A 26,037-nucleotide genomic window follows, 5' to 3' on the forward strand; every position below is an offset into this window, starting at 1 on the left:
AAGTTAAAGTTGGCTTTGCTGTTTAACAGCGTTTTTAAAGGCTTCAAATACTTGATTAATCCATTCGTCGGAAACAATTTCCTCACCCTGGTAAACCGTAACCGAGGTATTTTCACCGTCTTCCAGTAATCGGAATTCGTACTCACCTTCGGCTATGCCCAGGTCTTCGTAGTCATCGCCACCAATGAACAGGAAGCCGCTGCCGGGTTCGCTGTACTCAACAAAATAGGTTCCTGTCTCGCGGTTTAAATCTTCAACCTCAAAACCAATATTCTGAAGAGCCAAATTAACTAATGGCCATGCTTGCTCAAAATTGTCTTCAACAATGAAAACTGAATGTCCTTCTGCGGCTTTTGACAAGCTAGTTTCAATACCGGCCGCTTTTTCACGAGCTACAGCCAGTTGTTGTTTCCGGTTAACTTCCGAAATAATCGCATTAAGTAAATCAGCTTCCAAATTACGAACAACCAAAGGAGCAACCTCTTGCTCTTCACCACCAATCACCTGAGTAAAGTCGTTAACATCGACTCGTAGTGCGGTGCTGCGCTGATGCGATTCGGTTTCCTGAGTTAGTTCATAGCGGAAAGTTCTTTCCAGATCACTGTCGCTCTCTCCGCCAAATCCGAAAAAGCCGCTGTCGCCCTCAATGGTTTGCTGTACCGTCATTTGCTCGGTAAGCCAACGGTTATCACCCACGTTTTCCCATTGAATGTCGCGTCTTTCCAGTACATCAAATGCCGCCTGACGAACAAACTCGGTTACTGAGTCTCCCATGCCATCGACAATATCAAAGTACACCCGGGTTTCGGTTTCAGTTTCTAACACCCGGCTGCCCAGTCCAATAGGACGAACCTGCTGCGGAGCCATTATATTGACTTTATAACCAACAGGAGCCGGTGCTATGTTCGTGTCCGGAATTTGATACTGCGTTCCTTTTTCCGGCTTCTCCAGACCATCCGGAATATTCAGTGAGGCAGTAGGTTGAATGTTCACGTATTCAAACCCGCCGCTGGCACGTTCTTTCTCTACCGACGAACAACCTGTTACAACTACGGCAGCTACGCCCATCCACGCAAGGCGAGACAATTTCATTACGACTCCTGAATATTCAGTAGGTTTGCTTTCTGTAACACTGACTCAATCAATTGTTGATTACTCTCTTCCGGAGGTGTCAGTGGCAGACGATAATTTGCGCTGACCCAACCCATTAAAGCGAGCGACCATTTTACCGGAATGGGGTTGGATTCAACAAATAACATATTATGCAATGGTTCCAGCTCAGCATCGATTTGGTTTGCACTTTCTTTATCACCAGCAAGTGCCGCCGTTACCAGCTCTTTCATTTTGGCAGGAACAATATTAGCGGTGACACTGATAACACCATGACCACCGGCAAACATAAATTCGCGTGCAGTAGGGTCGTCACCGCTTAACAAGATAAAGTCATCGCCGCAGCGTTTTTTAAGTTCCTGCACCCGACTCACGTCACCGGTGGCTTCTTTTATACCAATAACGTTATCAATTTTTGCCAACTGTTCGACCATGTCAGGTGTCATATCAAGACTGGTACGCCCCGGAACATTATATAGAATCTGGGGTTTATCAGAGGCATCAGCACAAGCCTTATAATGTGCAATTAAGCCTGTTAAAGAAGGCTTGTTGTAGTATGGCGTAACATTTAAGAAACCACTTACACCCGCCTGGGTCATTTTTTCTGTCAGTTGCACGGCTTCACTGGTCGAGTTTGAACCGTTTCCAGCAATAATATCGATGCGCCCGGCACTGAGTTCGACCATGGCATTAACGACAGCGATATGTTCTTCATGCGTTAAGGTTGTTGACTCCCCTGTCGTGCCAACCGCTACAATAGCGTCGGTACCCGCTTCGCAATGTTTGTTAACCAGAAACTCAAGTTCACTGTAATCAACATTGCCATATTTTGTAAAAGGGGTAACTAAAGCGACAATACTGCCCTTAAGCATACATTCTCCAAGTCCTAAATTGGGGCTCCAATGGTAATGCCAGCCCTGACGAAACACAAGTGATAGGAACGTAACTTGCCAAGAAGGTTCCGTAAACTTTTGCCGGTATGGCATTTTCCAAGACGGCATCTGTCCGCTATGATGTTGGCACTGTTAACTAAGTTCCAGGAGAATGCAATGCAGACACTACAACAGGGCGATAAAGCGCCTGACTTTACTTTACCGGATGCGAACGAGAACTCAGTGACCTTATCGGAGTTATTAAAAGAGAACCGGGTACTGGTTTACTTTTATCCAAAAGCCATGACACCGGGCTGCACTGTGCAGGCACAAAACTTACGCGACAGCCGTAAGCAGCTTGAGGAATTTAATGTTGTCTCTGTTGGTATAAGCCCTGATGCGCCTAAACGCTTAGCTAAGTTTACTGATAGAGATGAGTTAAACTTCACCTTGTTAAGCGACGAAGACCATAAAGTGGCTGAAGACTTTGGCGTATGGGGCCTGAAAAAGTTTATGGGTAAAGAATACGATGGTATTCACCGTATTAGCTTTTTAGTAGAACAGGACGGAAGCATTTCAAAAGTCTTCAATAAATTTAAAACTAAAGAGCATCACGAAGTGGTGCTGGAGCACCTTAAGCAAGCTTAAGCTCTATAGAGCAGACACCGCACTAAAGCGGTGTTTGCTCTTCTGCCTTTTCCCCGGTGCCACTGTCCCATGCTGTTAGTACCGCCTTGACCAGACTGGCCAGCGGAATAGCAAAAAACACGCCCCAGAACCCCCATATGCCGCCAAAAATTAATACCGCGCCAATAATGTAGACTGGGTTTAAGCTTATTGCCTCTGAGAACAATAGCGGTACCAGTAAGTTACCATCCAGAGCCTGAATAACCAGATAGGCTACGGTCACCCAAACAAATGCCGCCGTTGGCCCAAACTGAAATAAAGCCACTAATACCACCGGAATGGTTGCGACCGCAGCGCCTACGTAGGGAATTAAAACCGATAAACCGACCATAATGGACAGTAATGCCGAGTAGCGCAGCCCAAATAAGCTAAAGGTAACAAAAGTGACTATCGCAACCACCACCACTTCAATTGCTTTGCCACGAATGTAGTTCATAATTTGCAGGTTCATCTCCTGCCCGACCTGCGAAATTAACTGACGGTTTGAAGGCAACAGACGGCTGAAATGAGCAATCAATATATCGCGGTCTTTTAGCATAAAAAAGATTAAAAGCGGCACGATAATGAGATAAACCAGCATGGCCATGACGTTCACAATAGAGGTCAGGGAAACCGTTAACAGGCTTTCTCCTAAACTCACTGCTCGTCTTTTTACTTCCTGAGTAAACTCAGTAATTTGGCTGTCATCGACAATAGTCGGGAACATTTCAGGTAGTTTATGCAGCCAAATTTGCAGGTTCGTAACCATATCAGGCATTTCCTGAATCAAAGTCGTACTTTGTTGCCAAATAACGGGAACCAGAGTCAGCAAAGTAACAATCATTAATGCCAGGAATAACGAAAAGGTAATAATCGTGGCGGTTAAACGGGATAAACCAAGCCCCATCAATCGCATTACCGGCCAGTCTAGCAAATAGGCCAGAGATATAGCAATTAACAACGGCGCAATTAAGCTACCGAAAAACACAATGACTAATACCACAACAACCAGTAACAGAAATAAAGTTACTGCATTAGGGTCAGAAAATTTCCGTTGATACCACTGTTGAATGTATTCCCACATAACCACTATCTCTTAACCTTTGTTGAGATGATAATATCAGTCCTTGCAATCTTTCCATAACCCCATAGAGTAAAAAGGAACTAAAGATAAGAATTTTGCTCTTAAGAGAAGATTAAATCCGTTTCATTTGGCCTATGAGTAGTTGATGTCCACCAAAATATTACACACTTTCACCGCTTGTTTATTGATCTTTGCAATCAGCTTTAGTGCTGTCAGCAACGCTATGCAGGATAACCAACGTTTACCAGAAATTGGAACTACCGGCGCGGCTTTCATGAGTATCGAACGTGAACGTGTTGTAGGCGACTTTTACATGCGTCAGGTACGCTCACAAGCCCCTATTGTTCACGATCCGGTATTAGACAGCTATTTAAACAGCATTGGCCAGCGGTTAGTCAGAAACACCAGCGGTGTGCGCTATCCTTTCAACTTTTTTTGGATTAACAATAAGGAAATAAACGCCTTCGCCTTCATGGGCGGCTACGTAGGTGTGCATACGGGCTTAATTGACGAAGCAAGAACCGAGTCAGAGCTCGCGGCGGTACTTGGACACGAGGTCGCGCACATTACTCAACGTCACATGGTTCGTCGAATGCAGGAACAACAGCGCAGTATGCCTATGACCATTGCTGGTATCATTGGCTCTATTTTAGTCGGCATGGCCAACCCTGAAGCCGGTGCTGCAGGCCTTTACGCCACAATGGGTATGGCCGGTCAGTCACAAATTAATTACACTAGGTTGTATGAAATGGAAGCCGACCGCATCGGTCTCTCTACGTTGTTAGCCGCAGGTTTTGATCCCCGTGGCGCACCCGACTTTTTTGGCCGGTTGGCAGAAAAATACCGCTATGTAAGCAAGCCCCCGGAAATGCTCATGACTCACCCATTGCCTGAGTCCCGCATAGCAGACACTCGTGCTCGCGCTGAAAATATGCAAAGAGTGGACGTACCCCCCAGCCTCGACTTTGCCCTGGCTAAAACCAGAGTTCAGGCTCGCTATATTGGCAACACCACGAATAGTGACTTTGAATCTATGCGCTCCAGTAGCAATTCAATTAACCAACAAGCAGGGCAATATGGTTTAGCCATACGCGCGTTAGACGGTGGCAACATTGATGTAGCTTATAAACTTATGCAGCCACTACTAGAGCGCTATCCTAATGATCCATTCTATATTGATGTCCAGACCGACATTCTACTGGCACAAAAAGATTACGAGACGGTTTTAAGCTGGCTACGAGGCAAGTACATTCAGCAACCAACCGAGCCTGTTATTACTCTTAACTTTGCTAACGCGGCACTTCAGGCAGAAGACACCGAGTTAGCTGAGAAGCTTCTGCGCGATTTTTTACTAAAACAACCGGACCACCCGCTGGCGCTTGATCTTCTCACTCAAGTGTACGAGCGTAGTGGCAAGCGAGCGGCTATGTACGAAACCCGAGCGGAATCACTGGCGTTAAGAGGAAACTTCCGGCTCGCCATTGATCAGCTGCACACTGCACATAACCATACCGATAGCGATCTGACGCATAAACGTCTGAATGCACGTATTGAGCAAATGCGCAGCTTAGAGCAGCAAATAAAATCGTTAATGTGAGTTAACCGCATTTTCCAGCGATTCTAAGTCCTGCTCTCCCATTAAAGGCCCTTTGACGCTGCCGTCCGGCTTTATTACGTAGGTAGCCGGTAACATCTGCGGACGCTGAAACGGAAACTTTGGCGCAGGCTCCATCAACGCCAACTGAAACTCTATTCCATGGCGCTGTTTCAGCTCAGCCAGTTCAGCGTTAGACATTGGATCGAAACTGACACCGACTAACTCAACATCTTTTGCTTTGTGCTGGTTAAATTCGTTTAACTCAGGTAACTCTCTTAAACAAGGAGCGCACCACTCAGCAAAGTAGTTTACCACCACCGTTTTTTCACCAACGTCGCCCCAGCGAAACTCATTGTCGGCATCAGTAACCACATCCGGCTCTTGCGAACAAGCTGTTATCAGCACAGCAGCTGCCGCGCACACTAGCGTTCTCAGTTTCATTCCTTACCTCAATTACGTTATTATTAACTTATACTTACCTAATAATCAGATACTACAAGGTACGATACTTATGAGCCAAGTAACAATTTATCATAACCCGCGTTGCTCAAAATCAAGACAAACTCTTGAATTACTCAAGAAGAATGACGTTGAGCCGGAAGTTGTTGAATACCTTAAAACTCCACCTAACGCTGCAGAATTAAAAGATATACTGGAAAAGTTAGGGCTTTCTGCCGATCAGCTAATGCGCAAAAAAGAAGACGCATATAAAGAACTCGGTCTGGCCGGTATCAATAACGAAGATGAATTGATTACCGCAATGGTCAATAACCCTAAGCTTATTGAGCGCCCTATTGTTATTCGGGGTAATAAAGCGGCCATTGGCCGCCCTCCTGAAGCTATACTGGATATTTTATAATGACCCGCGTCGTTATTCTTTATTACAGCCGTAACGGGGCTACTCAGCAGCTTGCTGACGCGATAGCCGAAGGCGTTACGGCGGCTGGAGGCGAAGCTGTTTTACGCAGCACCGGGCACGGCAGTGATGCCGTCAGTGACCGCGATCTGGAAGTTGAAAACGCTGACCTTGAAACCTGCGATGCTCTTATTCTGGGCAGTCCGACTCGATTTGGGCATATGGCCTCAAGCCTGCAAAAATTCTGGGAAGGCACCTCGCGCGAATGGTTGCAGGCTACGTTAACTGACAAACCCGGTGCGGTGTTCACTTCCTCCAGTTCTCTTCATGGGGGACAAGAATCGACCCTGCTGACTCTGGCTTTACCGCTGCTGCATCATGGTATGATGCTGGTTGGCATTCCTTATTCTGAGCCGGCTCTGCATCAGACTCAGTCCGGCGGTTCACCTTATGGTGCCAGCCACCATGAGCACAGCAATAAGTTAACTGACCATGAAAAGCAATGCGCTATCGCTTTGGGTAAACGAGTCACGCAAACCGCTTCTAAGCTCTCATCATAGGAATTATCAATGCCGACTTCTCCACGCTTTTATCGCTGGTTAACACAAGTTTGTTACTGGCCACTGCTCATTTTAGTTGCACTGTGGCACGGTATGCCAACCGACGCGCCGGGTACATTGCCAGTTTATATTGCTTTGTTCCTCTGGGTGCTGCCGTTGTTATTCCCTCTGCATGGGCTGGTTAAAGGCAAACCTTATACCCACGCATGGACTAACTTTGTTTTAATGTTTTACTTTCTGCATGGCTTAACCGTGGTCTACACCCACCCGGACGAGCGTGTGTGGTCAATACTGGAACTGATATTTACCACCGGCGCATTTATTGGCGCAACAGGTTATGCCCGCTATCAGGGAAGAGCTCAGGGGTTAGGGCTGAAAAAACTAAAAGACTACGACTAAATTTCGAGAACCTGCTTAACAAAAGGAATTGTTAAGCGGCGTTGGTAAGTAATAGAGGCTTTATCAAGCTCGTTTAACGCTTTCATTAAATCCCGCATGGAACGACCCAGTCGTTGAGTCATAAAAGCCGCAACATCGTTCGGCAACTCCAGTCCACGCCATTGTGCCCGCAAAATTAACGCATTAATTTTTTCTTCGTCGTTCAGCGGCTGAACCTGAAAGCCCGTTGCCCATTGGAAACGCGACTGTAAATCCGGTAACAGAACTTTAGTTTGAGCAGCAGACTGTTTAGCCGTCATGACCAAACGTGTCGACTCATTATCGGTTACGCGATTAATAAGCGAGAACAACTCAAAACTCCAATTCTGTTCCAGCGTTACCGTATCAATATCATCCAGACAAATAAGATCAGCCTGATCAATTCCTTGCAGAACGGCCGATGCATCGGCTTTAGCCAACTCACGCAAAGGTAAATACGCAATGCGGTATTGCGACCCGGCCGAAGCTATAACGCTGTGCATTAAGTGGCTTTTTCCTACCCCACTCGCTCCCGACAACCAGGTCAATTGCTGGCTTCTCCTCAGCGGTGGCTCAGTTGTAGGCAAACTCTCTAACCAACTTAATAAGGTTGAGTTGTCGCCCGCAAGAAAAGTAGAAAATATCTCGTCATCCGGCAACTGTACGGCTAACGGTAATTGCTGTGGTGACATCAGCGGCTCTCATTCCAACGATAAACCGGTGTTTCAGTCTGTCGCGCAGCAACAAACGGCCCGAGTTCCTGTGAAACCAGGCGTCCATCCAAGTTGATAGCCTGCAATATTTGATCGACCGGGCCGTTAACCACAATCTCGAATTCACTCATAGCTTGCGAGTATTCAAGTAAACGAACGTCGCTAACAGAGACAATGCTATCTAAAAACGCTTCCAACTCTAAAACACGATTTAAGCTACTTAATTTTTCAACTTTAATCATCAACGTATTACGAACATTCTCATCACCCGCAGTAACACTGTACTGCTTAGCCAAGTGCGCCATTAGCTGCTCGACCAGAGGCTTCGCTAGCCAGTCTGGACTGGTCGCTGTCACTTCACCGGAGAAACGGTCGTCTCCCACTTCAACAAACCAGTTTAAACTCCAGGGCTTTTCCTCGTTGTCCTGACGAATGATACGACCGATCAATAAACCGTCTGTGCCGTAACGCTCTGTAGTGGTTCTCACCGGGTCTAAAAAGCGCCCCCAGACATCGGTCGCATTTATGGTGAAACTGTCGGTCAAATCCATCAACGGCAGCTGAATTGGAATACTGTATTGCTGCGCAAAGAATCTCAGTTGCTGGGTAAATACTGATTCACTATTACTGTCAATGATTACGCGCTGACCGTTGCTGTTTTCCTTCGCTATCCACAACATCAGTTGTGGTCTCCGGCTGCCCCAGTAGGGTAACTGCTGCTCAGCCAGAAGTGCGCGTAACTTGCGGCCGTCAAATGTCGCCGTTAAAGTTCGCTGTCCTTCATTTTCACTGTAACCGTATTGAACCAGATAATTATTCACATCACGTTTTGCTCGCTGTATAGCGTCATGTCCGGTCAATTCGGTTTGCCCCGTTAATTTTGTGATAACACGGTCAAACGCTTGTCCTATTGCCTGTTGCCGGTCAGATGAACTCTGCGAGGCCACTGCCACTTCTGCTGAATATAAATTTTCAATCAACCGCGCTTCGGCTTCTGTAGCCAGAAAAAGACTAAACAGAAAAAATAAACTGGCAGCGAAGTAAAGAATCTGCGACTTTGACATGTCATTATCCAAATAAGACTTTGAGAGCATATTAAACAGCCAGGTAGCGAACAGCAAGTAACAACTTGTGGATAAGCTTGTGGGAATCTTCACTAGGAAAACAAAGCCACTAACGGTAGTATTGCGACAAACGAACGAAGGGTGACAAAGGCATGCTAAAACAACAACTTCGCGGTATCAGCTCACTGCTTGGAAGTATCAGTTTAATTGGGGTCTGTGTCGGCATGACCAGTACCCTGTTAAGTTTGCGCGCTACCATTGAAGGTTTTGGTACCTTAGTCACCGGCTTTATCATGTCGGCTTATTTTATCGGCTATTTATTTGGCTCGACCCGCGCACCAAAAGATATTCGCAGGGTAGGCTATATTCGTTCATTCGGCGGCCTTGCCGCGCTGGCTGCCTTTAGTATTCTGATGCAGGCCATCTGGGTCGATCCGGTGGTCTGGTTCGTCATGCGTTTTATAACCGGTTTCGCTATTTCTGGTATTTTCGTCATTGTTGAAAGCTGGCTTAATACCATGGCCGATAACCGTAGCCGCGGTACCCTGCTGTCAGTTTATCTGGTCATTATATACAGCGGACTCATTGTCGGGCAGCTGATTCTCGGTGTCGCCGACCCGGCTGGCTTTGTTGCTTTCGCTATTGTTGCTCTGCTCATTAACTTAGCGCTTATTCCAATTCTGGTCAGCGTTACGGCTGAGCCTACAACGCACGAAAACAGAAAAGTCCCCATTTCACTGCTGCTGAAAACCGTTCCACTGGGCGTAATTAATGCGTTTATAATGCAGGCCTGCTACGCCATGTTTTACGGTATAGGGCCAATGTATGCGTCCTACATAGGCCTTAGTGTTCTGCAAATTACCTTTTTCATGGCCGCCTTTATTGCCGGAGGCTTAATTTCGCAGGCACCATTTGGCTTATTGTCGGACCGCATCGACCGTCGTTTTGTTATGGCTATTTGTGCCGCCGGAGGGACACTTACCGCGGCGACCCTTTCACAGCTTAGTGCATCTAACGCTATTTTCATTTATTTAAACGTTGGTCTGCTCGGTGCGTTCATCTTGCCTTTATATTCACTCGGCATGGCGCACACAAACGATTTTCTGGAACGAGATCAAATGGTGGGAGCAACCGGTGCCATCATTAAAATTGGAGGAGCAGGCTCTATTATTGGTGCGCCTGCGGTAGCTGCGTTAATGCAGTTTGGTGCCATTAATTACTTCTTTTTACTCTTAGCCGCGCTTACCTCCTGTGTTGGCTTTTATTCTCTGTACCGCATTACACGTCGGGCAAAAGCAGAAGACCAGCTGCACAGCAACTTTGCCATACTGGCACCGTCACAAACTTCTGATGAGCTTTTAACGTCAATGGCTGAGGAAGCCCCGGAAACGGAAGAAGAAGACGACGAGGAAATGGAATCCAACGCCGTCCTTCGTTAAAGGCTTAGTCTGACAGCAGGTCATTCACCCAGGTGGTGGCCTGCTCCAGAATGTCATCCAGATGTTGCTCGCTGACAAAGCTTTCTGCGTAAATTTTATAAACAGGCTCTGTGCCTGAAGGTCTGGCAGCAAACCAGCCGTTATCAGTAGTCACTTTTATCCCACCAAACTGGGCGTCATTCCCTGCCGCTTTGGTAGAAATATCAGACACACTGTCACCCGCCAGTTCAGCCAGCTTTACTTTGTAGGCACGAATGTCTTTAAAGCGCGCATTCTTTTGTACACTGGAAGCGGTATCAACCCGGCGATAATAAGCCGTACCATGTTGCTGGCATAAGTCATCGTAATACTGACCGGGGTTTTTACCGGTTTTCGCCAGTATTTCAGCCGCCAGCAGTGCCATGACAATGCCGTCTTTATCGGTCGTCCAGGTATTGCCTTTACGGTCAAGTAAAGTAGCACCGGCACTTTCTTCACCGGCAAACGCAATTGAACGTTCAAACAACCCTTTAGCAAACCATTTAAAACCCACCGGTACTTCCATCAATGGTCGCTCGTTTGCGCCCACCACGCGGTCAATCATGGCACTGGACACTAGAGTTTTTCCAATAGCAATACTGTTATCCCAGTCGCGGTTCTTACATAAGTAATCTATTGCCACAGACAAATAATGATTCGGATTCAGTAAACCGTGTGTCGGAGTCACTATGCCGTGACGGTCATAGTCCGGGTCGTTACCAAAAGCCAAATCGTAATTGTCTTTCAGCTCGAGCAAGCTGGCCATGGCAAAAGGCGACGAGCAATCCATTCTAATCTTTCCGTCTTTATCCAGCGGCATAAAAGAGAATGTCGGGTCGACCACGGCATTACGAACCTCAATCGATAAGTTGTAATGCTCTGCAATTTGCGTCCAGTACTTAGCGCCCGAGCCACCCATGGCATCAACCGCCAGTCTCAGTTTCGCATCCTGAATAGCCGACATATCAATGCAATCATCAAGCTGGCTAATATACTGCGTGCGCCAATCAACAAAGGTTAGTTTCGGGTGCTGTAATACGTCTTCACTCTCGCAGGTATTCACGCCGACAAGCCCTGAAGACAGCAACGCGTTTGCGTATTTCTCTATGGTTCGGGTCACGTCAGAGTCTGCCGGACCACCATGTGACGGGTTGTATTTAAAACCGCCATCTTCTGGCGGGTTATGCGAGGGTGTAATCACCACGCCATCGGCTTTAGCTGTGTTCTCACGGTTCCACTCAATAATCGCGCGGCTTAAAACCGGAGTTGGTGTGTAGTCATGCTCAGTCTGAACCTGAACCTCTACGCCATTGCCAATAAAAACATCTAACGCACTAATGTAAGCAGACTCAGACAGCGCATGAGTGTCTTTAGCCACCATAATAGGTCCGGTAATGCCCTGCTCCTCGCGGTAAGCACAAATAGCCTGAGCAATAGCCAGAATATGCGCTTCATTAAAGGAACGCTTCAATGAACTGCCTCGATGACCCGAGGTACCAAAACTGACTTTTTCAGCCGCTTTGCGTGGGTCCGGCTCATAAACATAATACGCACTGGTCAATTGCGCTATATTGGTCAAGTCGCTGGCCTGCGCCAACTGGCCTGCTCGCTCGTGATCCGCCATTATAAAAAGTCCCTAATTTTTTCTGCATCGGCCGATTGATAACCCAGTTTTTCTGCTACCTGAGTCAGCATGGCTTTTTTCTTAGTCGTATTGGTATTGGTAATTACCCAAAATGGAGAGTCCGGAATCTGCTTCGGGTTCGTGCTGTTCCCCGATGTCAGTAAAGCTTCTTCTGAGCGGGCAAAATATTGACGATCACGACCGCGAATATCCAGCACTTGCGAAAATTCGCTCGGGTGGCAGCGGTACAACATGCTTAAAATATACAGAAAGCGCGCTACTACGCTTTTCTGAATACGCACATCCTGCTCATTCAAACGGTTAAAAACCGACTCAGTGAGTTCGCTTTTGCTGTCGGCTTCAGGTTCACTGCTATTCACGTCAAGCAAACGACGCAGAATATCCGATGCGCTCTCGCCTATTTGTCTGGTATGGCTTGCAATGTACGTGTATAAGTCATCGTCAATGTCAATCCGCTTCATTGTTGACTTTCTACCTCTAAAAATTGAAAGGTTGCGCTTTGTCACTTGCAACACCCCGACAAAGCCTTGAAAATATAGACCAAAGTTTATCACTAAAGGCAGTTCGATGGCAGACTCTTCATTGTTGAATCACGAAACATTAGGTACGGATAGCAATCCGGCTATCATCATTATTCACGGTCTGTTTGGCGATAAAGACAATTTAAAAAGTCTTGCCCGTGAACTGTCAGAAAACTACTACTGCATTTTGCCCGACGCCCGTAATCATGGTGAATCGTTTCACAGCGACAGCATGACTTACCCGGACATGGCAGAAGACATTATAAAACTGGCTGACTCGCTGAACCTGAAACAGTTTTATTTAGTCGGTCATTCTATGGGTGGCAAAATAGCAATGGAAACTTGCATAAAAGCCCCTGAACGGATTAAAGCGGCAATATTTGCTGATATTTCACCCGCCGCTTACGACGGTACCCACGACAGCATATTAGACGCTCTTTCTAACCTGGACATAGACCAGGTAAAAAGCCGCGGCGACGCCGACAAACAGTTAGCCGAGACAATTTCAGAAAAAGGTGTACGTCAGTTTCTGCTGAAAAACCTGAAAAAAACTGACGACGGTTACCAATGGCGGCTTAACCTAAAAGCGCTAAGAGAAAATTATCAGCAAATTTCAGCGGCTGTCAGCAAAGGCCAATACGACGGACCGGTACTTTTTATAAAAGGAGGTAGCTCAAACTACCTCACAGAAAAGCATCAACAAGACGTGGCAGCGCGATTTAGCAATGCCTCGGTAAAAGTTATTGAAGGTGCAGGCCACTGGCTACATGCCGAGAAACCAAGAATATTTAACCGCCTGGTCATTGAGTTTATAGCGCAGTAATCTCGCCACCAGTCGTGCTTTATGGTAATCTAAGCGCCGTAAAAAACAGTCAAGACCGCATTAAGCATTCTTAGGTTAAGTACCAGCGAGGTTAAGCAGTATGTTAGCTGAGTATTACGAACAAATTGAAGTTCTGGCCACCAATTTTACGCTGGGCATACTATTCTTACTAATAGGCTTAGCCATTCGGGACGTGTTAAAACGTTCTGCAGTGCCCAAATTTGGCCAGGTTATTGTCTGGATGGTGCTCTTTCTTGGCTGTTTTGGCTTTATCGCTAAAGGTATTATTCAGGTGCTCTGGGAATCCGGAGTTTAACCCAATTGATAATTTACGCCGCTGAATGGCAACCCGTTCAGTACTGTTTATTCGTATAATCAGGTGAAAATTGACTTATGGCAACTGTTGGAATTTTCTTTGGAAGCGACACCGGTAACACCGAAGCCGTCGCACAGATGATTCAGAAAGAGCTTGGTAAAAAGCTCGTTGATGTAAAAGACATCGCCAAATCCAGTAAAGAAGATATTGCCAATTACGACTTACTATTGTTCGGTATTCCGACGTGGTATTACGGCGAAGCTCAGTGCGATTGGGATGACTTTTTCCCCGAACTGGAAGAAATCGATTTTACGGACAAGCTCATTGCCATTTTTGGCTGTGGTGATCAGGAAGATTACGCTGAATACTTTCTTGATGCCATGGGCATGGTTCGCGACATTGTGGAAGCTCGTGGTGGCATTATTGTCGGACACTGGCCTACCGAGAGCTACAATTTTGAAGCCTCTAAAGGTATGGCCGACGACACACACTTTGTCGGTTTGGGCATAGATGAAGACCGTCAGCCAGAGTTAACCAAAGAACGCGTTAGCAAATGGTGCCAGCAAGTTTATGAAGAAATGTGTCTGGCAGAACTGGCAAGTGACAGCTAATACAGGGTATGCTGTTATACATGTTTAACTGAGATACTAATTATTATGGCGAGTAACGACGAACAGCTGAAAAAAGCAGGACTAAAAGTCACTTCCCCACGGATGAAGATTCTGGAGATTTTGAAAAAACCAGATAACCAACACATCAGTGCCGAAGATGTCTATAAAATTCTGCTGGAACAAAAAGATGAAATTGGCCTGGCTACCGTTTACCGGGTACTAAACCAGTTTGATGACGCTGGTATTATTACTCGCCACCACTTTGAAGGTGGGCGTTCGGTATTTGAGTTGAGTGCAAAGCACCACCACGATCATCTGGTGTGTTTAACCTGTGGCCACGTTTTTGAATTTGAAGATGACGTAATCGAAGAGCGTCAGGAAAAAGTAGCCGCAGCAAATAAAATTAAACTGACTAACCACAGTTTGTACCTTTACGGTGAATGTCAGCGTGGCGAAGGCTGCGAATACAAAGCTGCCGCTGAGGCAGAGTAATAATATGGCACTGCGCTGGCTCATTTACGGTGCATACGGTTATTCAGGCAAACTTATTGCCCATCAGGCTAAAAAACGCGGTTACCAACCTATTTTAGCCGGCCGTAACGAAAACGCCCTTGAGCCAGTAGCACGTCACTTAGACTTTCAATACAAGGTCTTCTCGCTCGACAGTATTGATGAAGTTCAAAAGCAGTTAGAAGACGTAGACTTAGTCGTTAATTGCGCAGGCCCATTCAGCCAGACCGCAATTCCCCTTATTCAAGCCTGTATTGATACCAAAACCCACTATTTAGACATTACCGGCGAGATAGACGTATTTGAATACGCTCACTCTATGCACAAAACCGCGCGTGAAGCCGGTATTGTTTTATGCCCGGGCGTTGGGTTCGATGTTATTCCAACCGATTGTATTGCCGCGCGACTCAATGCGCAGATGCCGGAAGCTACACACTTGGCCTTAGGCTTTGATTCAGGTTCACGCATGAGTCGTGGCACTGCCAGAACCAGCATAGAACGTTTAGGTCGTGGTGGCGCCGCTCGTATTAAAGGACAAATTACCGATGTCCCTCACGCATGGCATTCTCGCTGGATAGATTTTGGTAATGGCGAAAAATATGCCATGACCATTCCCTGGGGCGATGTCTCTACCGCCTACTACACCACGGAAATACCCAATATTGAAGTGTACATACCGGCCAGCCCACGCTTAGTGAAGAAAATGCGCCGGATGAACTGGTTCCGTTGGGTATTTAAGTGGAAATGGGTTCAGGCTAAACTGAAGAAAAAGCTCGAATCACAGCCTGCTGGCCCTGAAGAAAAAGAACGGAAGAATAACCCCACTTACGTTTGGGGTGAAATCAGCGATGCCAAAGGCAATAAGAAAAGTATGCGGGTTAAAGTGAAAAACGGCTATTCGCTAACTGCCGAAGGAGCTGTTGAGATAGCCATTCATACCTTAAGCCAGAAGCAGTCAGGGGGCTTTTACCCCCCCTCACGTTTGTACGGCGCTAAGCTACTGGACCAGTTTAAGATCCAGTAGTTTGTTCCTGTTCTATTTTCGCCCAGCTGTCACGTAAACCAACGGTCTGGTTGAATATTAAACGGCCTTCAGTCTCAGCATCCTGATCCAGACAATAGTAGCCCAGACGTTCAAACTGGAAGTTCTCGCCCAGTTTCGCACTCGCTAAGTTAGCTTCCACAAAGCCTTTCTTAATAACCAAAGACTCCGGATTCAGGGTTGAGAACAAGTCTTCCTCGGCTGCCGGGTTAGGCACCTGGAATAAGCGGTCATACACACGGAATTCTGCTGCTTTTGCAGTTTCTGCAGACACCCAGTGAATAACGCCCTTCACCTTACGACCGTCTGCCGGGTCTTTACCCAGAGTGTCAGCGTCGTAATGACAGTAAATGGTCTGGATCTCGCCGTTATCGTCGGTTTCTATCCGGTCTGCACGAATAACATAGGCATTACGTAAACGCACTTCTTTATCCAGCACCAGACGCTTGAACTTCTTGTTAGCCGACTCACGGAAGTCTTCACGTTCAATCCAGATTTCGCGGCTAAAAGTCACCTGACGCGAGCCCATTTCCGGGTCATTCGGGTGGTTTGGCGCATCCAGCAATTCCTGTTCGCCTTCCGGGTAGTTCTCAATAACAATTTTAACCGGATCCATCACCGCCATAGCGCGTGGTGCATTAACGTTCAGGTCATCACGAATGCAGGCTTCCAGCATGCTCATTTCTACCTGGTTATCCATTTTGGTCACACCAATACGACGGCAGAACTCACGAACTGAATCTGGTGTATAACCACGGCGACGCAAACCAGCAATACTAGCGATGCGCGGATCATCCCAACCGCTTACTTTATTCTCGTCAACCAGCGTATTAATAATGCGTTTACTCATTACCGTGTATTGCAGATTCAGACGCGAGAATTCAATTTGCTGTGGATGGCAGTCAATGCTGATGTTATCCAGTACCCAGTCATACAAGCGACGGTTGTCCTGGAATTCCAGCGTACACAGTGAATGTGTAATACCTTCCAGCGCATCCGAAATACAGTGGGTGAAGTCGTACATTGGGTAAACGCACCATTTATCACCGGTCTGGTGATGGTGTACAAAGCGCACACGGTAAATTACCGGATCGCGCATACACATAAACGGCGAGCTCATATCAATTTTTGCCCGTAATGCGGCGGTGCCTTCTTCGTGCTTACCTGCTGTCATGTCAGCAAAGTGCTTTAAGTTCTCTTCCACAGAGGTATCACGGTAAGGGCTGTTTACGCCCGGCTCTTTCAGAGTACCGCGCATTTCGCGCATTTTATCCTGCGAACTGAAATCAACGTAGGCCAGGCCTTTTTCAATCAGCTCAACCGCAAACGCGTGTAGCTGATCAAAGTAATTAGAGGAATAACGCGGCTCGCCTTCCCAGTGATACCCCAGCCATTCCACGTCTTTTTTAATGGAGTTCACATAGTCCACTTTTTCTTTCAGTGGGTTGGTATCATCAAAACGCAGGTTACAGGTGCCGTTGTAGTCTTCGGCAATACCGAAGTTCAGCACTATCGATTTGGCATGGCCAATATGCAGGTAACCATTCGGCTCCGGAGGAAAACGGGTGTGTACAGTTGCGTGCTTACCACTGGCCAAATCTTTATCAATGATTTGACGAATAAAATTACTGGGACGAGAGTCAGTATCTGCCATGAACCTTTTGTCTCCGCTACAAAATCAACACCGGATAATATGAAGCGGCTATGATCGCAGGTTATCGTCAGCCTGACAAGCTAAGCGAACATTAAAAAACTGATAAAAACGGCGCAATTGCTGCTGTGCAACTTTACCCTCAATGCGGGTAAAACGAACGGTCTGCCCCGGCTGGCATTGTGCCAGCCGACCTAAATCGAACGGGTTAATGGTGCCCAGTTTCGGGTAGCCACCTAAGGTCTGGCGGTCGTTCATCATAATAATAGGCTGGCCATTTGCGGGCACCTGTACAGACCCCACATTCACGCCTTCAGACACCAAACCCTCACCGTTATATTCCAACGCTTTACCCGACAAGCGAATGCCCATGCGGTCGCTGTCTTTAGTTACTTCGTAATCTTCGTAACAGAAAGCTTCTCTTGCAGACATGGGAAAGGCGTCGTACTGAAAGCCCGGTATTAAGCCAATGACCGGAGTTTTCTGATAGTCCGATCTGTAGGCCCAGCCCACGCGCCGCGATACCTGATAGTTCTGCTCATTAAAGCTCAGTTCGTCACCCGCTTGTAAAAACGCTCCATCGCCGTGCAAGCCGCCGACCGCGTCGCGAGTAACGGTTGCGCAACTGCCCCACTTAGGCTCCACCTGAAAACCGCCCTGCACCGCTAAATAGGCTCTGACACCAGCACTGGCGTAGCCCATCTTCAGGCGTTGCCCCGCGCGTACTTTAAAGTTTTGCCAGGTATTTAACACTTCGTCATCCAGCGTCAATTCGACATCGGCACCGGTCACAGCACACTGGCAGTCTCGGTCAAATTCTACCTCAAAGCCACCCAGGGTAATTTCTATTTGAGCGGCATTAAAATGGTTGCTCAATAAGCGGTTAGCCCATAAGAACGCGTGTTCATCCATGGGGCCGCCGCGGGTCAGGCCTTTCGACAAATACCCAAAGCGCCCAAAATCCTGAACGGCTGAGCGCATACCCGGCTCAATAATACGCATCATGACAAGGCCTCCGTGTCACCGCCTTCCTCAATAAACTGCTCTTTGCTTACCGCGTAAAATTCTACTTCATCGCCTACGTTCAGCGGGCTGATAGTCCCCGATGACGGGTCATATAACTGAGTAGAAGTACGGCCAATAATGTTCCAGCCTCCGGGCGATGCCGACGGATAAACTGCCGTCTGACTCTCAGCAATGGCGACGCTGCCTGCGGTAATGCGCTTTCTGGGGTTATCTAAACGAGGCGTTCTGATTTTCTCACTCACTTCACCTAAATAAGCAAAGCCCGGTGCAAAGCCCATGGCGTACACGCGGTACGTTTGCTCGGCGTGCGTTTTTATTACATCATCAACAGAGCAGTTGTTCATTTCAGCAATGCGGGCAAGATCAGGCCCGACACTTTCATCATAAAAAACCGGAATGCGATGCCGCTTGCCACTCTGCTCGCTAGTATCAGAGCTGAGGTCAGCTAGAGCTTCGCGCAAGCGTTCACGTATTTCAGGCTCATCAATGTTCAACACATTGTAGTAAACCATTAAGGAGTTATAGGAGGGCACTAAATCCAGCACAACATCAGACAGTTGCTCCTTTACTGCCTTAACCGCAGCCAGAACACGCTGGTTAACCGACACACTAATGCCCTCGCCTAAATAGACTATAACGGCATCGGCGCCGGCTGAAACGAGTTTTGGAAAATCAGACTCTTCTTTCATAACTGAACTTTAGTCATTCCTGAGTTTATTCGTTAGCTTGCCGGACAATATTCCGCAGCTTCTCTACGGTTTCTATCGCTTTGGGGTTATCCCCGTGAACACAAAGAGAATCAATTTCAATTTGCAGCGACTTGCCCGACACACTCTCAATAGCACGACCTGTCGCAAAAGCCTCCGCCTGAGCATACATGGCTTCAACATCACCGTGCACGGCATCAGGGTTGCTCCGCGAGCGCAACTGCCCATTGTCGTCATAAGCGCGGTCGGCAAAACCTTCAAACCATAATTCAACACCAAACTGCTGCGCGCGGTGGCGCCAGGCGTCATTTTCGGGTGTTGCCATAACCATTAACGGCAAGGGCTCATGTCTGTCTTCCTGCAGGGCGGCAATGGCCTGACAAACAGCATCGAATTGCTGACCGTCGCTTAACATGTCGTTATAAAGTGCGCCGTGTGGCTTCACATATTTCACTTCGGTTTTCTGGCCGGCACAAATGCCCTGTAAAGCCCCCACCTGATACTGAATTAAAGCGGTTACTTCATCGGGTTTTAACGCCATATGACGTCGGCCGAAACCAACGAGATCGGGATACGCAGGGTGCGCGCCTATCGTCACGTTATGCTGCTTGGCTAACTTTACTGTTTTAAGCATAGTTAACGGGTCTGACGCATGAAAACCACAAGCCACATTAGCACAATCGATGTGCGGCATAATTAAGTCATCGGCACCCATTTTCCAGGTTCCGAAGCTTTCACCAATATCGCTGTTTAATGTAATTCCCTGGCTACTTTGACGATTCATTCCTCACCTTTTTCCGATTTTCTGGCTTCAATGTCTCCCATTAGCTTAGCCAGACCCACGGCAAACAAGTACAAACCAACGCCTACCGCGGCGAGTTGTAACGGCGGCAAGCAAAGCACCACCAGTTGATGTTTCACAAATACCGCTGCTGCACCAGTGAGCCCCATGGTCGTTATGGCGCTGGCAACTAAGGTAACAGGTGCCATCCAGGACAGCAGCCAACGGAACTTTAACAGTGCGCACAGCCCGCCAATGACTAAGCCCCAGGCAACAGGAACGCCCAGTTTGTACCAACTCAGATTAAAATTCGCAATTAAAGTAATCAGTTCTTCCTGTTCCGCGGTATAAAAAAACAGCCCCACCGCGCCGGCCAAAATAACAATCCGTTTTGCTATATTCATGAATTCGATTCCTAACTGATTTTCAGCCTACATAAACAAACTGATAATAAAGAAGATGATAGCAATAATCGGTATCCAGAGAATTGGAGATTGATACCATTTCAAAATGGGTTTATCCGTGCGGTTAAGCGACTGTAAAGTCGGTTGCTTATACAACCAGATAATACCTATTAACATCAGAACCGCGCCGGTTAACCTAACGGGAGTATCGTTGTCACTGACCACACCCAGAACGGCCAGAAGCAAACCCACAATAAGAATCAGTAATGCCAAAACACGTTGCCACATACTTCCCCCAAGTCATTGTTCTTATAATTATTGTCTTTATACTATGAACTTATACTGTATCAGGTTCTGGAGCCATATGTTAAAGCAAATTCTTATCTGGTTAGGCGCTTCGGCCGTCACACTTCTCGTCATTTTTGTCAGTGTTGTTGTGTACCAGTACACCGCTATGGAGCCTGAATTACCGCATGAAGACGAGTGCCAGATCCGCCAATTGGAAACCAGTGAAGACGGCGCGCTGGAGGTTCACAGCTATTGGTGCGAACGGGGTGAAAAACAAAGTTGGCAGGGCCATGAAATTTGGCTGCACGAACCACAGCCGGATAAATGGGAACGCATAATGACCACCGAACACGATGGCTGCATTAAACTGGAACTATCTGATCAGAGACTGGAAATAAACCACGATGGCAAGCGCGGCGACATGTTTTTAGTCGAGCCGGTGTTTCTGTTTAATGATGCACAAGGCGTTAGCCAGTCTCTGTCGGTGCAGGTGTCTACTCGCGGCGACGCCGTGTGTTCTGACTCTGGTGAATAACCGAAAGCTAAGCCAGCTTTAACACCCATTTCAGTGGCAGTCGTTTCATTAAAAACGCCATTAATGCCCAGGGCCAACGCGGTACATAAGCTTTAACCGGCTCTTTATTAATGGCTTCGGCCAGCAAGCGACAGCCGGTTTCGGTGTCCACCATAAAAGGTGTGTTTTTCACCTTCTCGTTAATTTCCGAACGAATATAGCCCGGGTAAATAGTCGAAACCTTTATTGGGCTGTTGCTGCCGTAGGTTTTCATTAAGTCCGCACGAATGCCCTCGGTTAACGACGCCAAACCAGCTTTGGTTGCTGCATACACCGTCATGGCTCGTGGCATACCGCGGAAAGCACTCATGGACGAAATCGTTACCAAATGGCCTTGCTTTTGTTCGCGGAGAATTTCCATAGCCGCTTCGCACTGCGCCAACGCGGCTACGAAGTTCGTTTCAGCTGTAGCTTTGTTCGCTTCAAAGTAGCCAGTGCCAAGCGCCGCGCCTTTACCCATGCCCGCATTAATAATAAAACGGTCAACTTGCCCCTGCTCTTGCTTAAATTCCTGAAACACGCGGAATACGTCTTCATGAGCATTTACATCCAGGGCTTTAATGCTCACTTTTATACCGGAATACTTTTCTTCCAGTTCGGTTTTTAAGGCTTCCAGCCGGTCTAACCGACGTGCGCACAGGCACAAATCTTTGCCCTGAGCGGCAAACTCGCGAGCCATACCCTGCCCCAGACCAGAGCTGGCACCGGTAATTAAAATGGTCTTCCGTTGTTGAGACATTATTGAGCTCTCTTTATTGTTATTGTTTTTTATTGGTGTTTTTTAAGCTTTGGCGATACGACGGCGGCAACGCCATAGCAAGTAGTTCACCAAAAACCAGAAGTTCTTAAAGGCTTTATTGGTGGTTTGTTTGTGGTGATACCGGTAATAAATTTGCTGGGCTATCCCCGCTAAACGGAATAGGCCAAACACCTCGTAAAAGGCAAAGTCTTCTACCTTGGTTCCGGTGCGCTCACAGTAGTAATCGATAACTTCTTTGCGGGTTAACATGCCCGGGTAGTCGCTCGGCTGGCGTTTAGTCGCACGCGCCACTTTATCATCGCCCGCTTCAATCCAGTAAGCCAGCGAATTGCCCAGATCCATTAACGGATTGCCTAAGGTCGCCAGCTCCCAGTCCAGAATGCCGATAATGTCGGTTGGGTCATCCGGGTTGAGTATCAGGTTGTCTAAACGAAAGTCGTTATGCACCAAGCATATTTTCTCGTTCTGCGGCTGGTTCTCTTGTAACCAGCGCATGACCGACTTAGCGCCGAATACATTCCAGGTCTTCGCTTTTTCATAACGGCCACACCAGCCATTTACCTGACGCTCGGTATAGCCTTTACCTTTAGCTATTTTTCGTAGCCCAGTGTTGTCTAAATCCACCTGGTGCAGCTTTATCAGTTTATCCAGCGCGTTCGTGCATAACTGTCTCGCCTGCTCAGAACTAAGGTCCAGCCCTTTAGGAAAACGCCTCCGCGGAATAATGCCGGTTACGTGTTCCATCACATAAAACTCGGCACCAATAACCGACTCGTCACGGCAATACGCCAGCATTCGGGGTACGTGCGGAAACTCTGGTCTCAGGCGTTTCTGCAGGCGGAACTCACGACCCATGTCGTGGGCGGACTTGGCTTTTGTGCCATCTGGAGGCCGGCGCAGAACCAAAGCCAGGCCGTTGTAATCTAAACGGTAGGTCCAATTCGACACACCACCAGTATATTGGGTAATGCGCAAAGTACCGCGATCTTCCGGCAGCTCGTCGCCTATATGCTCCGCCAGCCAGTTGTCCAACGCCTCTACGGGCAAGGTTTCTTCTTCGCGTACGTCACTCGCCTGATCGACTACGGCGGATGATGGATCAGTCATTAGAGCGCCCTTTCCATTGTTTTTCCCTTTGTTTTTCTCTTTGTTTCAACTCTGTTTTTGCAATAGTCGCGCGGTGCACCGCATCGGGTCCATCGGCAATGCGCAGCGAACGCGCAACGGTTAATAAGCCCGGCAACGGTGTGTCGTGACACAGAGAAGCACCACCAAACAGTTGCATGGTTTCGTCCACCACCCGCTGCAGCACATTCGGTGCCACCAGCTTAATGGCCGATATCTCCTTAATGGCTTTCATGGCACCAACGTTGTCGATTTGCCACGCCGCATGCAGTGTCAGTAACCTTGCCTGATCAATGGCTACACGTAAGTCAGCTAAGCGCTCGGTGTTGCCTCCCAGCTTCATTAACGGTTCGCCAAAGGCAATGCGAGATACGCCCCGTTCAATAAATAGCTCCAGCGCGCGCTCAGCCGCGCCAATAGCACGCATGCAATGGTGAATGCGTCCCGGCCCTAAACGCCCCTGAGCAATCTTAAAACCCGCGCCGGGGCCGACAATGATGTTCTCTTTCGGCACACGGACGTTATCGAACACCACCTCGCCATGGCCATAAGGGGCATCGTACTCTCCCAGGGCAGGCAACATGCGTTCAATATTTACGCCCGGCGTGTTTAACGGCACCAATACCATGGAATGGCGATGATGTTTGTCGGCGTCCTCGTCGGTCAGACCCATAACAATGGCAATCTCAGCGTCCGGATGACCCAAACCAGTACTCCACCACTTACGACCGTTTATGACCCAGTCGGAGCCGTCAGCTTTAATGGTGGTTTGCATATTGGTGGCATCGGATGACGCAACATCGGGCTCGGTCATACAAAACACCGAGCGGATGTCGCCGTTCAAAAGCGGTTTTAACCACTGCTCTTGCTGCGGGTCATCACCAAAGTGATACAGCACTTCCATATTGCCCGTGTCGGGAGCGTTGCAGTTGAAGACCTCGGGTGCTAACAGGCTGCGACCCATACGCTCAGCCAGCGGCGCATATTCCAGCGTGCTTAAACCAGCACCAAGCTCTTCATCAGGCAAAAATAAATTCCAAAGCCCCTGCTCTTTTGCCATTTGCTTAAGCTCGGCCACCCTTGGTGGTACCTGCCACTCACGCCAGTTCGGTGTGCTGTTCAGCCGATAATTCTCTTTTTGATACTGGTTTTCATACGGCTCAATATGCTCGCGCATAAAGGCATCTAACCGCGCTAAGTAGTCCTTTGTTTCCGCACTGTAGGAAAAATCCATAACACCCGCTCCCAGCCAACGTTAAACAGCATTGTAGACATGAAAGGGCTGGTGGTACAACCAGAGTTAGAGCAAAGCTTTAGTTTGATAAAACGGGTGTGCATGCTATATAAACAAGTTGTGGCGTTTAAGGATAATTGAAATACTAGATATTGAGTTATGCAGCAAAAATAGGCTCGCTATCAAATAAGGGAAATAAAATGGAATTTTTGAACAAGCTTACTAAACTTCAGGCCGCTTTGATGGCTATCGCTATTAGTTTTTCCGTTGCTGCTACCCAATATACCTTTCAAACAAATATCACCGATATCGTCATCGATGCTCAGATGGGTATTGTGGAACTTTACGCACTCGCCAGTAGCGCGCTGCTCTGGGTACTATTGTCACTATCGATTTATATGCTTATTCGAGCATCCATGGGGTTTCATCGGTTGAAAGTAGTTGGTTTTGGCTTAATTACAATTGTATTAATTGGTCATGCTGCTCACACCGTTAAAAGCTCCATAGAGATAAACACCGCTTTAGTCGATGCGGCTGATTCCAGTACATCACCAGAGCGGTTGAGAGAGCTTGTGAACGCTGAAATAGGCCTTGGATATGAATTGCACAACAGAATAGCAAATAATTCGTCTACACCCGTTCAAGTTCTTGAGTCACTATACGGAATTGAGGGCCAAATTGGCACCGACTTAACTTTAGCCCGCAACCCGAACACCCCCAATCATATACTGATAAAGCTATCAAAACGTCATGATAGTGGCTGGCGAAAAAACATTGTGAATGCTTTGCAAAACAATCCAAAAGTAAGAAGTAATGAGCTTTATTTTGATGCTTCAATGACATTGCGGGAAACCGAAAAATCAAATTAGCGATACAGCAGGCCGACAGGAATTTTCTATGCTGGAAGAAGCTCTCTTCCTGTTCAGTTCAAATTTCCGTTAGTTAAGTTAAATAACAACTTAATGGGCACCTAAAACAGCAAAGCCGTTCACCAAGGCACGATAAAAAAGTGTTCAAAGTTCCCAGCCCCACCACTAATATCAGCAACCGTTTCCCCTAAAGAAGCTGACAGAAAAAGCGACTTTCAGATCTGGTTATTGTCTATAATCGATAGGCCGCAATAGCAACCAGAGCGAGTTGAAGACGTGCTATCTTCATTGACCAAAGAGAGCTTTGCCGGAGGCCAATCCGCTTATCAGCTAGACGATGGAACTTTCTCGATTGATGCCGGGGAAAACGATATTCGGGCTATCTATGATGAAGAGAATGCAGCCATAAAATTCTTTTGCCGCTACCAACGGGATATAGACTTTTACGATAAGAAACTGATGTCTTTTGCCACCAAGCATGGCATTGACACGAAACCTTGCACCGCCTCATCTGAATATTGAACAGCTACAACTTGGCTTGATGTGAGAAGAAAACAAAGCTCCGCGAGGGCGAGGCTTTGGATTCAAATCGATCAAGTTAGAGTTAATTTTCCTTTTCTAAATTACAATTGCAAAAATAGCATTCAGCTTTTGGAAGTCGATAACTTAGAAATGAGCGGATTACTTGGTTTTTCTGACAGCTAGGACAAACATAATTTATTGACTTAACAATCAGTGTTATTGCGAATACAAA

At 47.3% G+C, this 26,037-nt stretch carries 31 protein-coding genes; 14 read left to right on the plus strand and 17 right to left on the minus strand.

Annotated elements, in window-relative coordinates:
* Nucleotides 1-3: 3 nt before the first annotated feature.
* Both bamC and dapA read right to left on the minus strand, forming a co-directional pair.
* Nucleotides 4-1,092, minus strand: a complete 1,089-nt coding sequence (bamC, locus tag B2U97_RS01230) for an outer membrane protein assembly factor BamC (protein WP_110013248.1) — start codon at nucleotides 1,090-1,092, stop codon at nucleotides 4-6.
* Complete coding sequence (gene dapA, locus B2U97_RS01235; protein ID WP_272988459.1) at nucleotides 1,092-1,982, minus strand: 4-hydroxy-tetrahydrodipicolinate synthase; 891 nt, start codon at nucleotides 1,980-1,982, stop codon at nucleotides 1,092-1,094. Before dapA ends, bamC begins: the two co-directional genes overlap by 1 nt.
* A gap of 177 nt (nucleotides 1,983-2,159) precedes the next feature.
* Between dapA and bcp the strand changes: the two genes are divergently transcribed.
* A complete protein-coding gene (bcp, locus tag B2U97_RS01240; RefSeq protein WP_011234707.1) occupies nucleotides 2,160-2,630 on the plus strand; it encodes a thioredoxin-dependent thiol peroxidase in 471 nt (156 codons plus the stop codon).
* Nucleotides 2,631-2,652: 22 nt separating this feature from the next.
* Here bcp and B2U97_RS01245 read toward each other — a convergent pair whose 3' ends face one another.
* Complete coding sequence (locus tag B2U97_RS01245) at nucleotides 2,653-3,732, minus strand: AI-2E family transporter (RefSeq protein WP_011234708.1); 1,080 nt, start codon at nucleotides 3,730-3,732, stop codon at nucleotides 2,653-2,655.
* A gap of 145 nt (nucleotides 3,733-3,877) precedes the next feature.
* Here B2U97_RS01245 and B2U97_RS01250 point away from each other — a divergent pair, with 145 nt between their 5' ends.
* On the plus strand, nucleotides 3,878-5,329 hold the full coding sequence (locus B2U97_RS01250; protein ID WP_016341340.1) for a M48 family metalloprotease: 1,452 nt from the start codon (nucleotides 3,878-3,880) through the stop codon (nucleotides 5,327-5,329).
* Here the strand turns inward: B2U97_RS01250 and B2U97_RS01255 are convergent.
* Nucleotides 5,321-5,770 (minus strand): TlpA disulfide reductase family protein, encoded by a 450-nt coding sequence (locus B2U97_RS01255; RefSeq protein ID WP_153849183.1) that lies wholly within the window; start codon nucleotides 5,768-5,770, stop codon nucleotides 5,321-5,323. The genes B2U97_RS01250 and B2U97_RS01255 overlap by 9 nt on opposite strands.
* A 70-nt stretch (nucleotides 5,771-5,840) precedes the next feature.
* On the opposite strand from B2U97_RS01255, the gene arsC reads away from it, so the two are divergent.
* The 3 genes from arsC to B2U97_RS01270 are packed head-to-tail and all read left to right on the plus strand — an operon-like array spanning nucleotide 5,841 to nucleotide 7,144.
* Nucleotides 5,841-6,188, plus strand: coding sequence for an arsenate reductase (glutaredoxin) (arsC, locus tag B2U97_RS01260; protein WP_272988463.1), 348 nt, complete (start codon nucleotides 5,841-5,843; stop codon nucleotides 6,186-6,188).
* A complete protein-coding gene (wrbA, locus tag B2U97_RS01265) occupies nucleotides 6,188-6,745 on the plus strand; it encodes an NAD(P)H:quinone oxidoreductase (protein ID WP_011234712.1) in 558 nt (185 codons plus the stop codon). Before arsC ends, wrbA begins: the two co-directional genes overlap by 1 nt.
* Nucleotides 6,746-6,754: 9 nt before the next feature.
* Nucleotides 6,755-7,144 (plus strand): DUF2069 domain-containing protein, encoded by a 390-nt coding sequence (locus B2U97_RS01270; protein WP_011234713.1) that lies wholly within the window; start codon nucleotides 6,755-6,757, stop codon nucleotides 7,142-7,144.
* Here the strand turns inward: B2U97_RS01270 and hda are convergent.
* Both hda and B2U97_RS01280 read right to left on the minus strand, forming a co-directional pair.
* Nucleotides 7,141-7,854 carry a DnaA regulatory inactivator Hda gene (gene hda, locus B2U97_RS01275; protein ID WP_011234714.1) on the minus strand — a complete coding sequence of 238 codons (714 nt, stop codon included), beginning with the start codon at nucleotides 7,852-7,854 and terminating at the stop codon, nucleotides 7,141-7,143. The genes B2U97_RS01270 and hda overlap by 4 nt on opposite strands.
* Nucleotides 7,854-8,939, minus strand: a complete 1,086-nt coding sequence (locus B2U97_RS01280; RefSeq protein WP_272988466.1) for a DUF2066 domain-containing protein — start codon at nucleotides 8,937-8,939, stop codon at nucleotides 7,854-7,856. Before B2U97_RS01280 ends, hda begins: the two co-directional genes overlap by 1 nt.
* Before the next feature lie 152 nt (nucleotides 8,940-9,091).
* Between B2U97_RS01280 and B2U97_RS01285 the strand changes: the two genes are divergently transcribed.
* Entirely contained in the window at nucleotides 9,092-10,378 is a 1,287-nt protein-coding gene (locus tag B2U97_RS01285) for an MFS transporter (protein WP_011234716.1), read from the plus strand.
* A 4-nt stretch (nucleotides 10,379-10,382) separates the two neighbouring features.
* Here B2U97_RS01285 and pgm read toward each other — a convergent pair whose 3' ends face one another.
* Both pgm and B2U97_RS01295 read right to left on the minus strand, forming a co-directional pair.
* Nucleotides 10,383-12,020: a phosphoglucomutase (alpha-D-glucose-1,6-bisphosphate-dependent) gene (pgm, locus tag B2U97_RS01290; protein ID WP_272988468.1), complete on the minus strand. Its 1,638-nt coding sequence runs from the start codon at nucleotides 12,018-12,020 to the stop codon at nucleotides 10,383-10,385.
* Nucleotides 12,020-12,502: a replication initiation negative regulator SeqA gene (locus B2U97_RS01295; RefSeq protein ID WP_110013252.1), complete on the minus strand. Its 483-nt coding sequence runs from the start codon at nucleotides 12,500-12,502 to the stop codon at nucleotides 12,020-12,022. The genes pgm and B2U97_RS01295 overlap by 1 nt, the downstream gene beginning before the upstream one ends.
* 106 nt (nucleotides 12,503-12,608) lie before the next feature.
* Here B2U97_RS01295 and B2U97_RS01300 point away from each other — a divergent pair, with 106 nt between their 5' ends.
* The 5 genes from B2U97_RS01300 (at nucleotide 12,609) to B2U97_RS01320 (ending at nucleotide 15,846) form a co-directional block, all read left to right on the plus strand.
* Complete coding sequence (locus B2U97_RS01300) at nucleotides 12,609-13,385, plus strand: alpha/beta fold hydrolase (RefSeq protein WP_110013253.1); 777 nt, start codon at nucleotides 12,609-12,611, stop codon at nucleotides 13,383-13,385.
* 100 nt (nucleotides 13,386-13,485) lie between these two features.
* Entirely contained in the window at nucleotides 13,486-13,701 is a 216-nt protein-coding gene (locus tag B2U97_RS01305) for a DUF2788 domain-containing protein (RefSeq protein ID WP_011234720.1), read from the plus strand.
* Nucleotides 13,702-13,778: 77 nt separating this feature from the next.
* On the plus strand, nucleotides 13,779-14,312 hold the full coding sequence (fldA, locus tag B2U97_RS01310) for a flavodoxin FldA (protein WP_011234721.1): 534 nt from the start codon (nucleotides 13,779-13,781) through the stop codon (nucleotides 14,310-14,312).
* A gap of 45 nt (nucleotides 14,313-14,357) precedes the next feature.
* Nucleotides 14,358-14,804: a ferric iron uptake transcriptional regulator gene (gene fur / locus B2U97_RS01315; RefSeq protein ID WP_011234722.1), complete on the plus strand. Its 447-nt coding sequence runs from the start codon at nucleotides 14,358-14,360 to the stop codon at nucleotides 14,802-14,804.
* 4 nt (nucleotides 14,805-14,808) lie between these two features.
* Entirely contained in the window at nucleotides 14,809-15,846 is a 1,038-nt protein-coding gene (locus B2U97_RS01320) for a saccharopine dehydrogenase family protein (protein ID WP_011234723.1), read from the plus strand.
* Here the strand turns inward: B2U97_RS01320 and glnS are convergent.
* Genes glnS through B2U97_RS01350 form a run of 6 tightly spaced genes read right to left on the minus strand, consistent with a single transcriptional unit; the run spans nucleotide 15,833 to nucleotide 20,721 of the window.
* A complete protein-coding gene (gene glnS / locus B2U97_RS01325; RefSeq protein WP_272988473.1) occupies nucleotides 15,833-17,518 on the minus strand; it encodes a glutamine--tRNA ligase in 1,686 nt (561 codons plus the stop codon). The genes B2U97_RS01320 and glnS overlap by 14 nt on opposite strands.
* A gap of 48 nt (nucleotides 17,519-17,566) precedes the next feature.
* Nucleotides 17,567-18,520 carry a biotin-dependent carboxyltransferase family protein gene (locus tag B2U97_RS01330; protein ID WP_114981245.1) on the minus strand — a complete coding sequence of 318 codons (954 nt, stop codon included), beginning with the start codon at nucleotides 18,518-18,520 and terminating at the stop codon, nucleotides 17,567-17,569.
* Complete coding sequence (gene pxpB / locus B2U97_RS01335; protein ID WP_114981244.1) at nucleotides 18,517-19,230, minus strand: 5-oxoprolinase subunit PxpB; 714 nt, start codon at nucleotides 19,228-19,230, stop codon at nucleotides 18,517-18,519. The genes B2U97_RS01330 and pxpB overlap by 4 nt, the downstream gene beginning before the upstream one ends.
* 25 nt (nucleotides 19,231-19,255) lie before the next feature.
* Nucleotides 19,256-20,032: a 5-oxoprolinase subunit PxpA gene (locus B2U97_RS01340; RefSeq protein ID WP_114981243.1), complete on the minus strand. Its 777-nt coding sequence runs from the start codon at nucleotides 20,030-20,032 to the stop codon at nucleotides 19,256-19,258.
* Entirely contained in the window at nucleotides 20,029-20,433 is a 405-nt protein-coding gene (locus tag B2U97_RS01345; protein WP_110013259.1) for a hypothetical protein, read from the minus strand. The genes B2U97_RS01340 and B2U97_RS01345 overlap by 4 nt, the downstream gene beginning before the upstream one ends.
* Before the next feature lie 27 nt (nucleotides 20,434-20,460).
* Nucleotides 20,461-20,721: a hypothetical protein gene (locus B2U97_RS01350; RefSeq protein ID WP_110013260.1), complete on the minus strand. Its 261-nt coding sequence runs from the start codon at nucleotides 20,719-20,721 to the stop codon at nucleotides 20,461-20,463.
* A gap of 76 nt (nucleotides 20,722-20,797) precedes the next feature.
* On the opposite strand from B2U97_RS01350, the gene B2U97_RS01355 reads away from it, so the two are divergent.
* Nucleotides 20,798-21,256, plus strand: coding sequence for a hypothetical protein (locus tag B2U97_RS01355; RefSeq protein ID WP_114981242.1), 459 nt, complete (start codon nucleotides 20,798-20,800; stop codon nucleotides 21,254-21,256).
* Nucleotides 21,257-21,263: 7 nt separating this feature from the next.
* Here the strand turns inward: B2U97_RS01355 and B2U97_RS01360 are convergent, their stop codons facing one another.
* Genes B2U97_RS01360 through B2U97_RS01370 form a run of 3 tightly spaced genes read right to left on the minus strand, consistent with a single transcriptional unit; the run spans nucleotide 21,264 to nucleotide 24,414 of the window.
* Nucleotides 21,264-22,034: an SDR family oxidoreductase gene (locus B2U97_RS01360; RefSeq protein ID WP_286830159.1), complete on the minus strand. Its 771-nt coding sequence runs from the start codon at nucleotides 22,032-22,034 to the stop codon at nucleotides 21,264-21,266.
* A 42-nt stretch (nucleotides 22,035-22,076) separates the two neighbouring features.
* A complete protein-coding gene (locus B2U97_RS01365) occupies nucleotides 22,077-23,162 on the minus strand; it encodes a phosphotransferase family protein (protein WP_286830160.1) in 1,086 nt (361 codons plus the stop codon).
* Nucleotides 23,155-24,414, minus strand: a complete 1,260-nt coding sequence (locus tag B2U97_RS01370) for an acyl-CoA dehydrogenase family protein (RefSeq protein ID WP_286830162.1) — start codon at nucleotides 24,412-24,414, stop codon at nucleotides 23,155-23,157. Before B2U97_RS01370 ends, B2U97_RS01365 begins: the two co-directional genes overlap by 8 nt.
* 200 nt (nucleotides 24,415-24,614) lie before the next feature.
* Between B2U97_RS01370 and B2U97_RS01375 the strand changes: the two genes are divergently transcribed.
* Nucleotides 24,615-25,283 carry a hypothetical protein gene (locus B2U97_RS01375; RefSeq protein ID WP_286823930.1) on the plus strand — a complete coding sequence of 223 codons (669 nt, stop codon included), beginning with the start codon at nucleotides 24,615-24,617 and terminating at the stop codon, nucleotides 25,281-25,283.
* 276 nt (nucleotides 25,284-25,559) lie between these two features.
* Nucleotides 25,560-25,805 carry a hypothetical protein gene (locus B2U97_RS01380; protein WP_286823929.1) on the plus strand — a complete coding sequence of 82 codons (246 nt, stop codon included), beginning with the start codon at nucleotides 25,560-25,562 and terminating at the stop codon, nucleotides 25,803-25,805.
* Nucleotides 25,806-26,037 lie beyond the last annotated feature (232 nt).

The organism is Idiomarina sp. UBA3176 (assembly GCF_002364295.1).
GTDB lineage: Bacteria > Pseudomonadota > Gammaproteobacteria > Enterobacterales > Alteromonadaceae > Idiomarina > Idiomarina loihiensis.

Bases quoted from the DNA above. Each gene is read 5' to 3' on its own strand.
- B2U97_RS01340 (WP_114981243.1), bottom strand. From the start codon at position 20,032: ATGAATCGTCAAAGTAGCCAGGGAATTACATTAAACAGCGATATTGGT.
- B2U97_RS01300 (WP_110013253.1), top strand. From the start codon at position 12,609: ATGGCAGACTCTTCATTGTTGAATCACGAAACATTAGGTACGGATAGC.
- B2U97_RS01330 (WP_114981245.1), bottom strand. From the start codon at position 18,520: ATGATGCGTATTATTGAGCCGGGTATGCGCTCAGCCGTTCAGGATTTT.
- B2U97_RS01250 (WP_016341340.1), top strand. From the start codon at position 3,878: ATGTCCACCAAAATATTACACACTTTCACCGCTTGTTTATTGATCTTT.
- hda (WP_011234714.1), bottom strand. From the start codon at position 7,854: ATGTCACCACAGCAATTACCGTTAGCCGTACAGTTGCCGGATGACGAG.
- B2U97_RS01365 (WP_286830160.1), bottom strand. From the start codon at position 23,162: ATGACTGATCCATCATCCGCCGTAGTCGATCAGGCGAGTGACGTACGC.
- fur (WP_011234722.1), top strand. From the start codon at position 14,358: ATGGCGAGTAACGACGAACAGCTGAAAAAAGCAGGACTAAAAGTCACT.
- B2U97_RS01350 (WP_110013260.1), bottom strand. From the start codon at position 20,721: ATGTGGCAACGTGTTTTGGCATTACTGATTCTTATTGTGGGTTTGCTT.
- bamC (WP_110013248.1), bottom strand. From the start codon at position 1,092: ATGAAATTGTCTCGCCTTGCGTGGATGGGCGTAGCTGCCGTAGTTGTA.
- B2U97_RS01270 (WP_011234713.1), top strand. From the start codon at position 6,755: ATGCCGACTTCTCCACGCTTTTATCGCTGGTTAACACAAGTTTGTTAC.
- B2U97_RS01345 (WP_110013259.1), bottom strand. From the start codon at position 20,433: ATGAATATAGCAAAACGGATTGTTATTTTGGCCGGCGCGGTGGGGCTG.
- bcp (WP_011234707.1), top strand. From the start codon at position 2,160: ATGCAGACACTACAACAGGGCGATAAAGCGCCTGACTTTACTTTACCG.
- B2U97_RS01285 (WP_011234716.1), top strand. From the start codon at position 9,092: ATGCTAAAACAACAACTTCGCGGTATCAGCTCACTGCTTGGAAGTATC.
- B2U97_RS01305 (WP_011234720.1), top strand. From the start codon at position 13,486: ATGTTAGCTGAGTATTACGAACAAATTGAAGTTCTGGCCACCAATTTT.
- wrbA (WP_011234712.1), top strand. From the start codon at position 6,188: ATGACCCGCGTCGTTATTCTTTATTACAGCCGTAACGGGGCTACTCAG.
- dapA (WP_272988459.1), bottom strand. From the start codon at position 1,982: ATGCTTAAGGGCAGTATTGTCGCTTTAGTTACCCCTTTTACAAAATAT.
- glnS (WP_272988473.1), bottom strand. From the start codon at position 17,518: ATGGCAGATACTGACTCTCGTCCCAGTAATTTTATTCGTCAAATCATT.
- B2U97_RS01295 (WP_110013252.1), bottom strand. From the start codon at position 12,502: ATGAAGCGGATTGACATTGACGATGACTTATACACGTACATTGCAAGC.
- B2U97_RS01245 (WP_011234708.1), bottom strand. From the start codon at position 3,732: ATGTGGGAATACATTCAACAGTGGTATCAACGGAAATTTTCTGACCCT.
- B2U97_RS01360 (WP_286830159.1), bottom strand. From the start codon at position 22,034: ATGTCTCAACAACGGAAGACCATTTTAATTACCGGTGCCAGCTCTGGT.
- fldA (WP_011234721.1), top strand. From the start codon at position 13,779: ATGGCAACTGTTGGAATTTTCTTTGGAAGCGACACCGGTAACACCGAA.
- arsC (WP_272988463.1), top strand. From the start codon at position 5,841: ATGAGCCAAGTAACAATTTATCATAACCCGCGTTGCTCAAAATCAAGA.
- pxpB (WP_114981244.1), bottom strand. From the start codon at position 19,230: ATGAAAGAAGAGTCTGATTTTCCAAAACTCGTTTCAGCCGGCGCCGAT.
- B2U97_RS01280 (WP_272988466.1), bottom strand. From the start codon at position 8,939: ATGTCAAAGTCGCAGATTCTTTACTTCGCTGCCAGTTTATTTTTTCTG.
- B2U97_RS01255 (WP_153849183.1), bottom strand. From the start codon at position 5,770: ATGAAACTGAGAACGCTAGTGTGCGCGGCAGCTGCTGTGCTGATAACA.
- B2U97_RS01370 (WP_286830162.1), bottom strand. From the start codon at position 24,414: ATGGATTTTTCCTACAGTGCGGAAACAAAGGACTACTTAGCGCGGTTA.
- B2U97_RS01320 (WP_011234723.1), top strand. From the start codon at position 14,809: ATGGCACTGCGCTGGCTCATTTACGGTGCATACGGTTATTCAGGCAAA.
- pgm (WP_272988468.1), bottom strand. From the start codon at position 12,020: ATGGCGGATCACGAGCGAGCAGGCCAGTTGGCGCAGGCCAGCGACTTG.
- B2U97_RS01375 (WP_286823930.1), top strand. From the start codon at position 24,615: ATGGAATTTTTGAACAAGCTTACTAAACTTCAGGCCGCTTTGATGGCT.
- B2U97_RS01355 (WP_114981242.1), top strand. From the start codon at position 20,798: ATGTTAAAGCAAATTCTTATCTGGTTAGGCGCTTCGGCCGTCACACTT.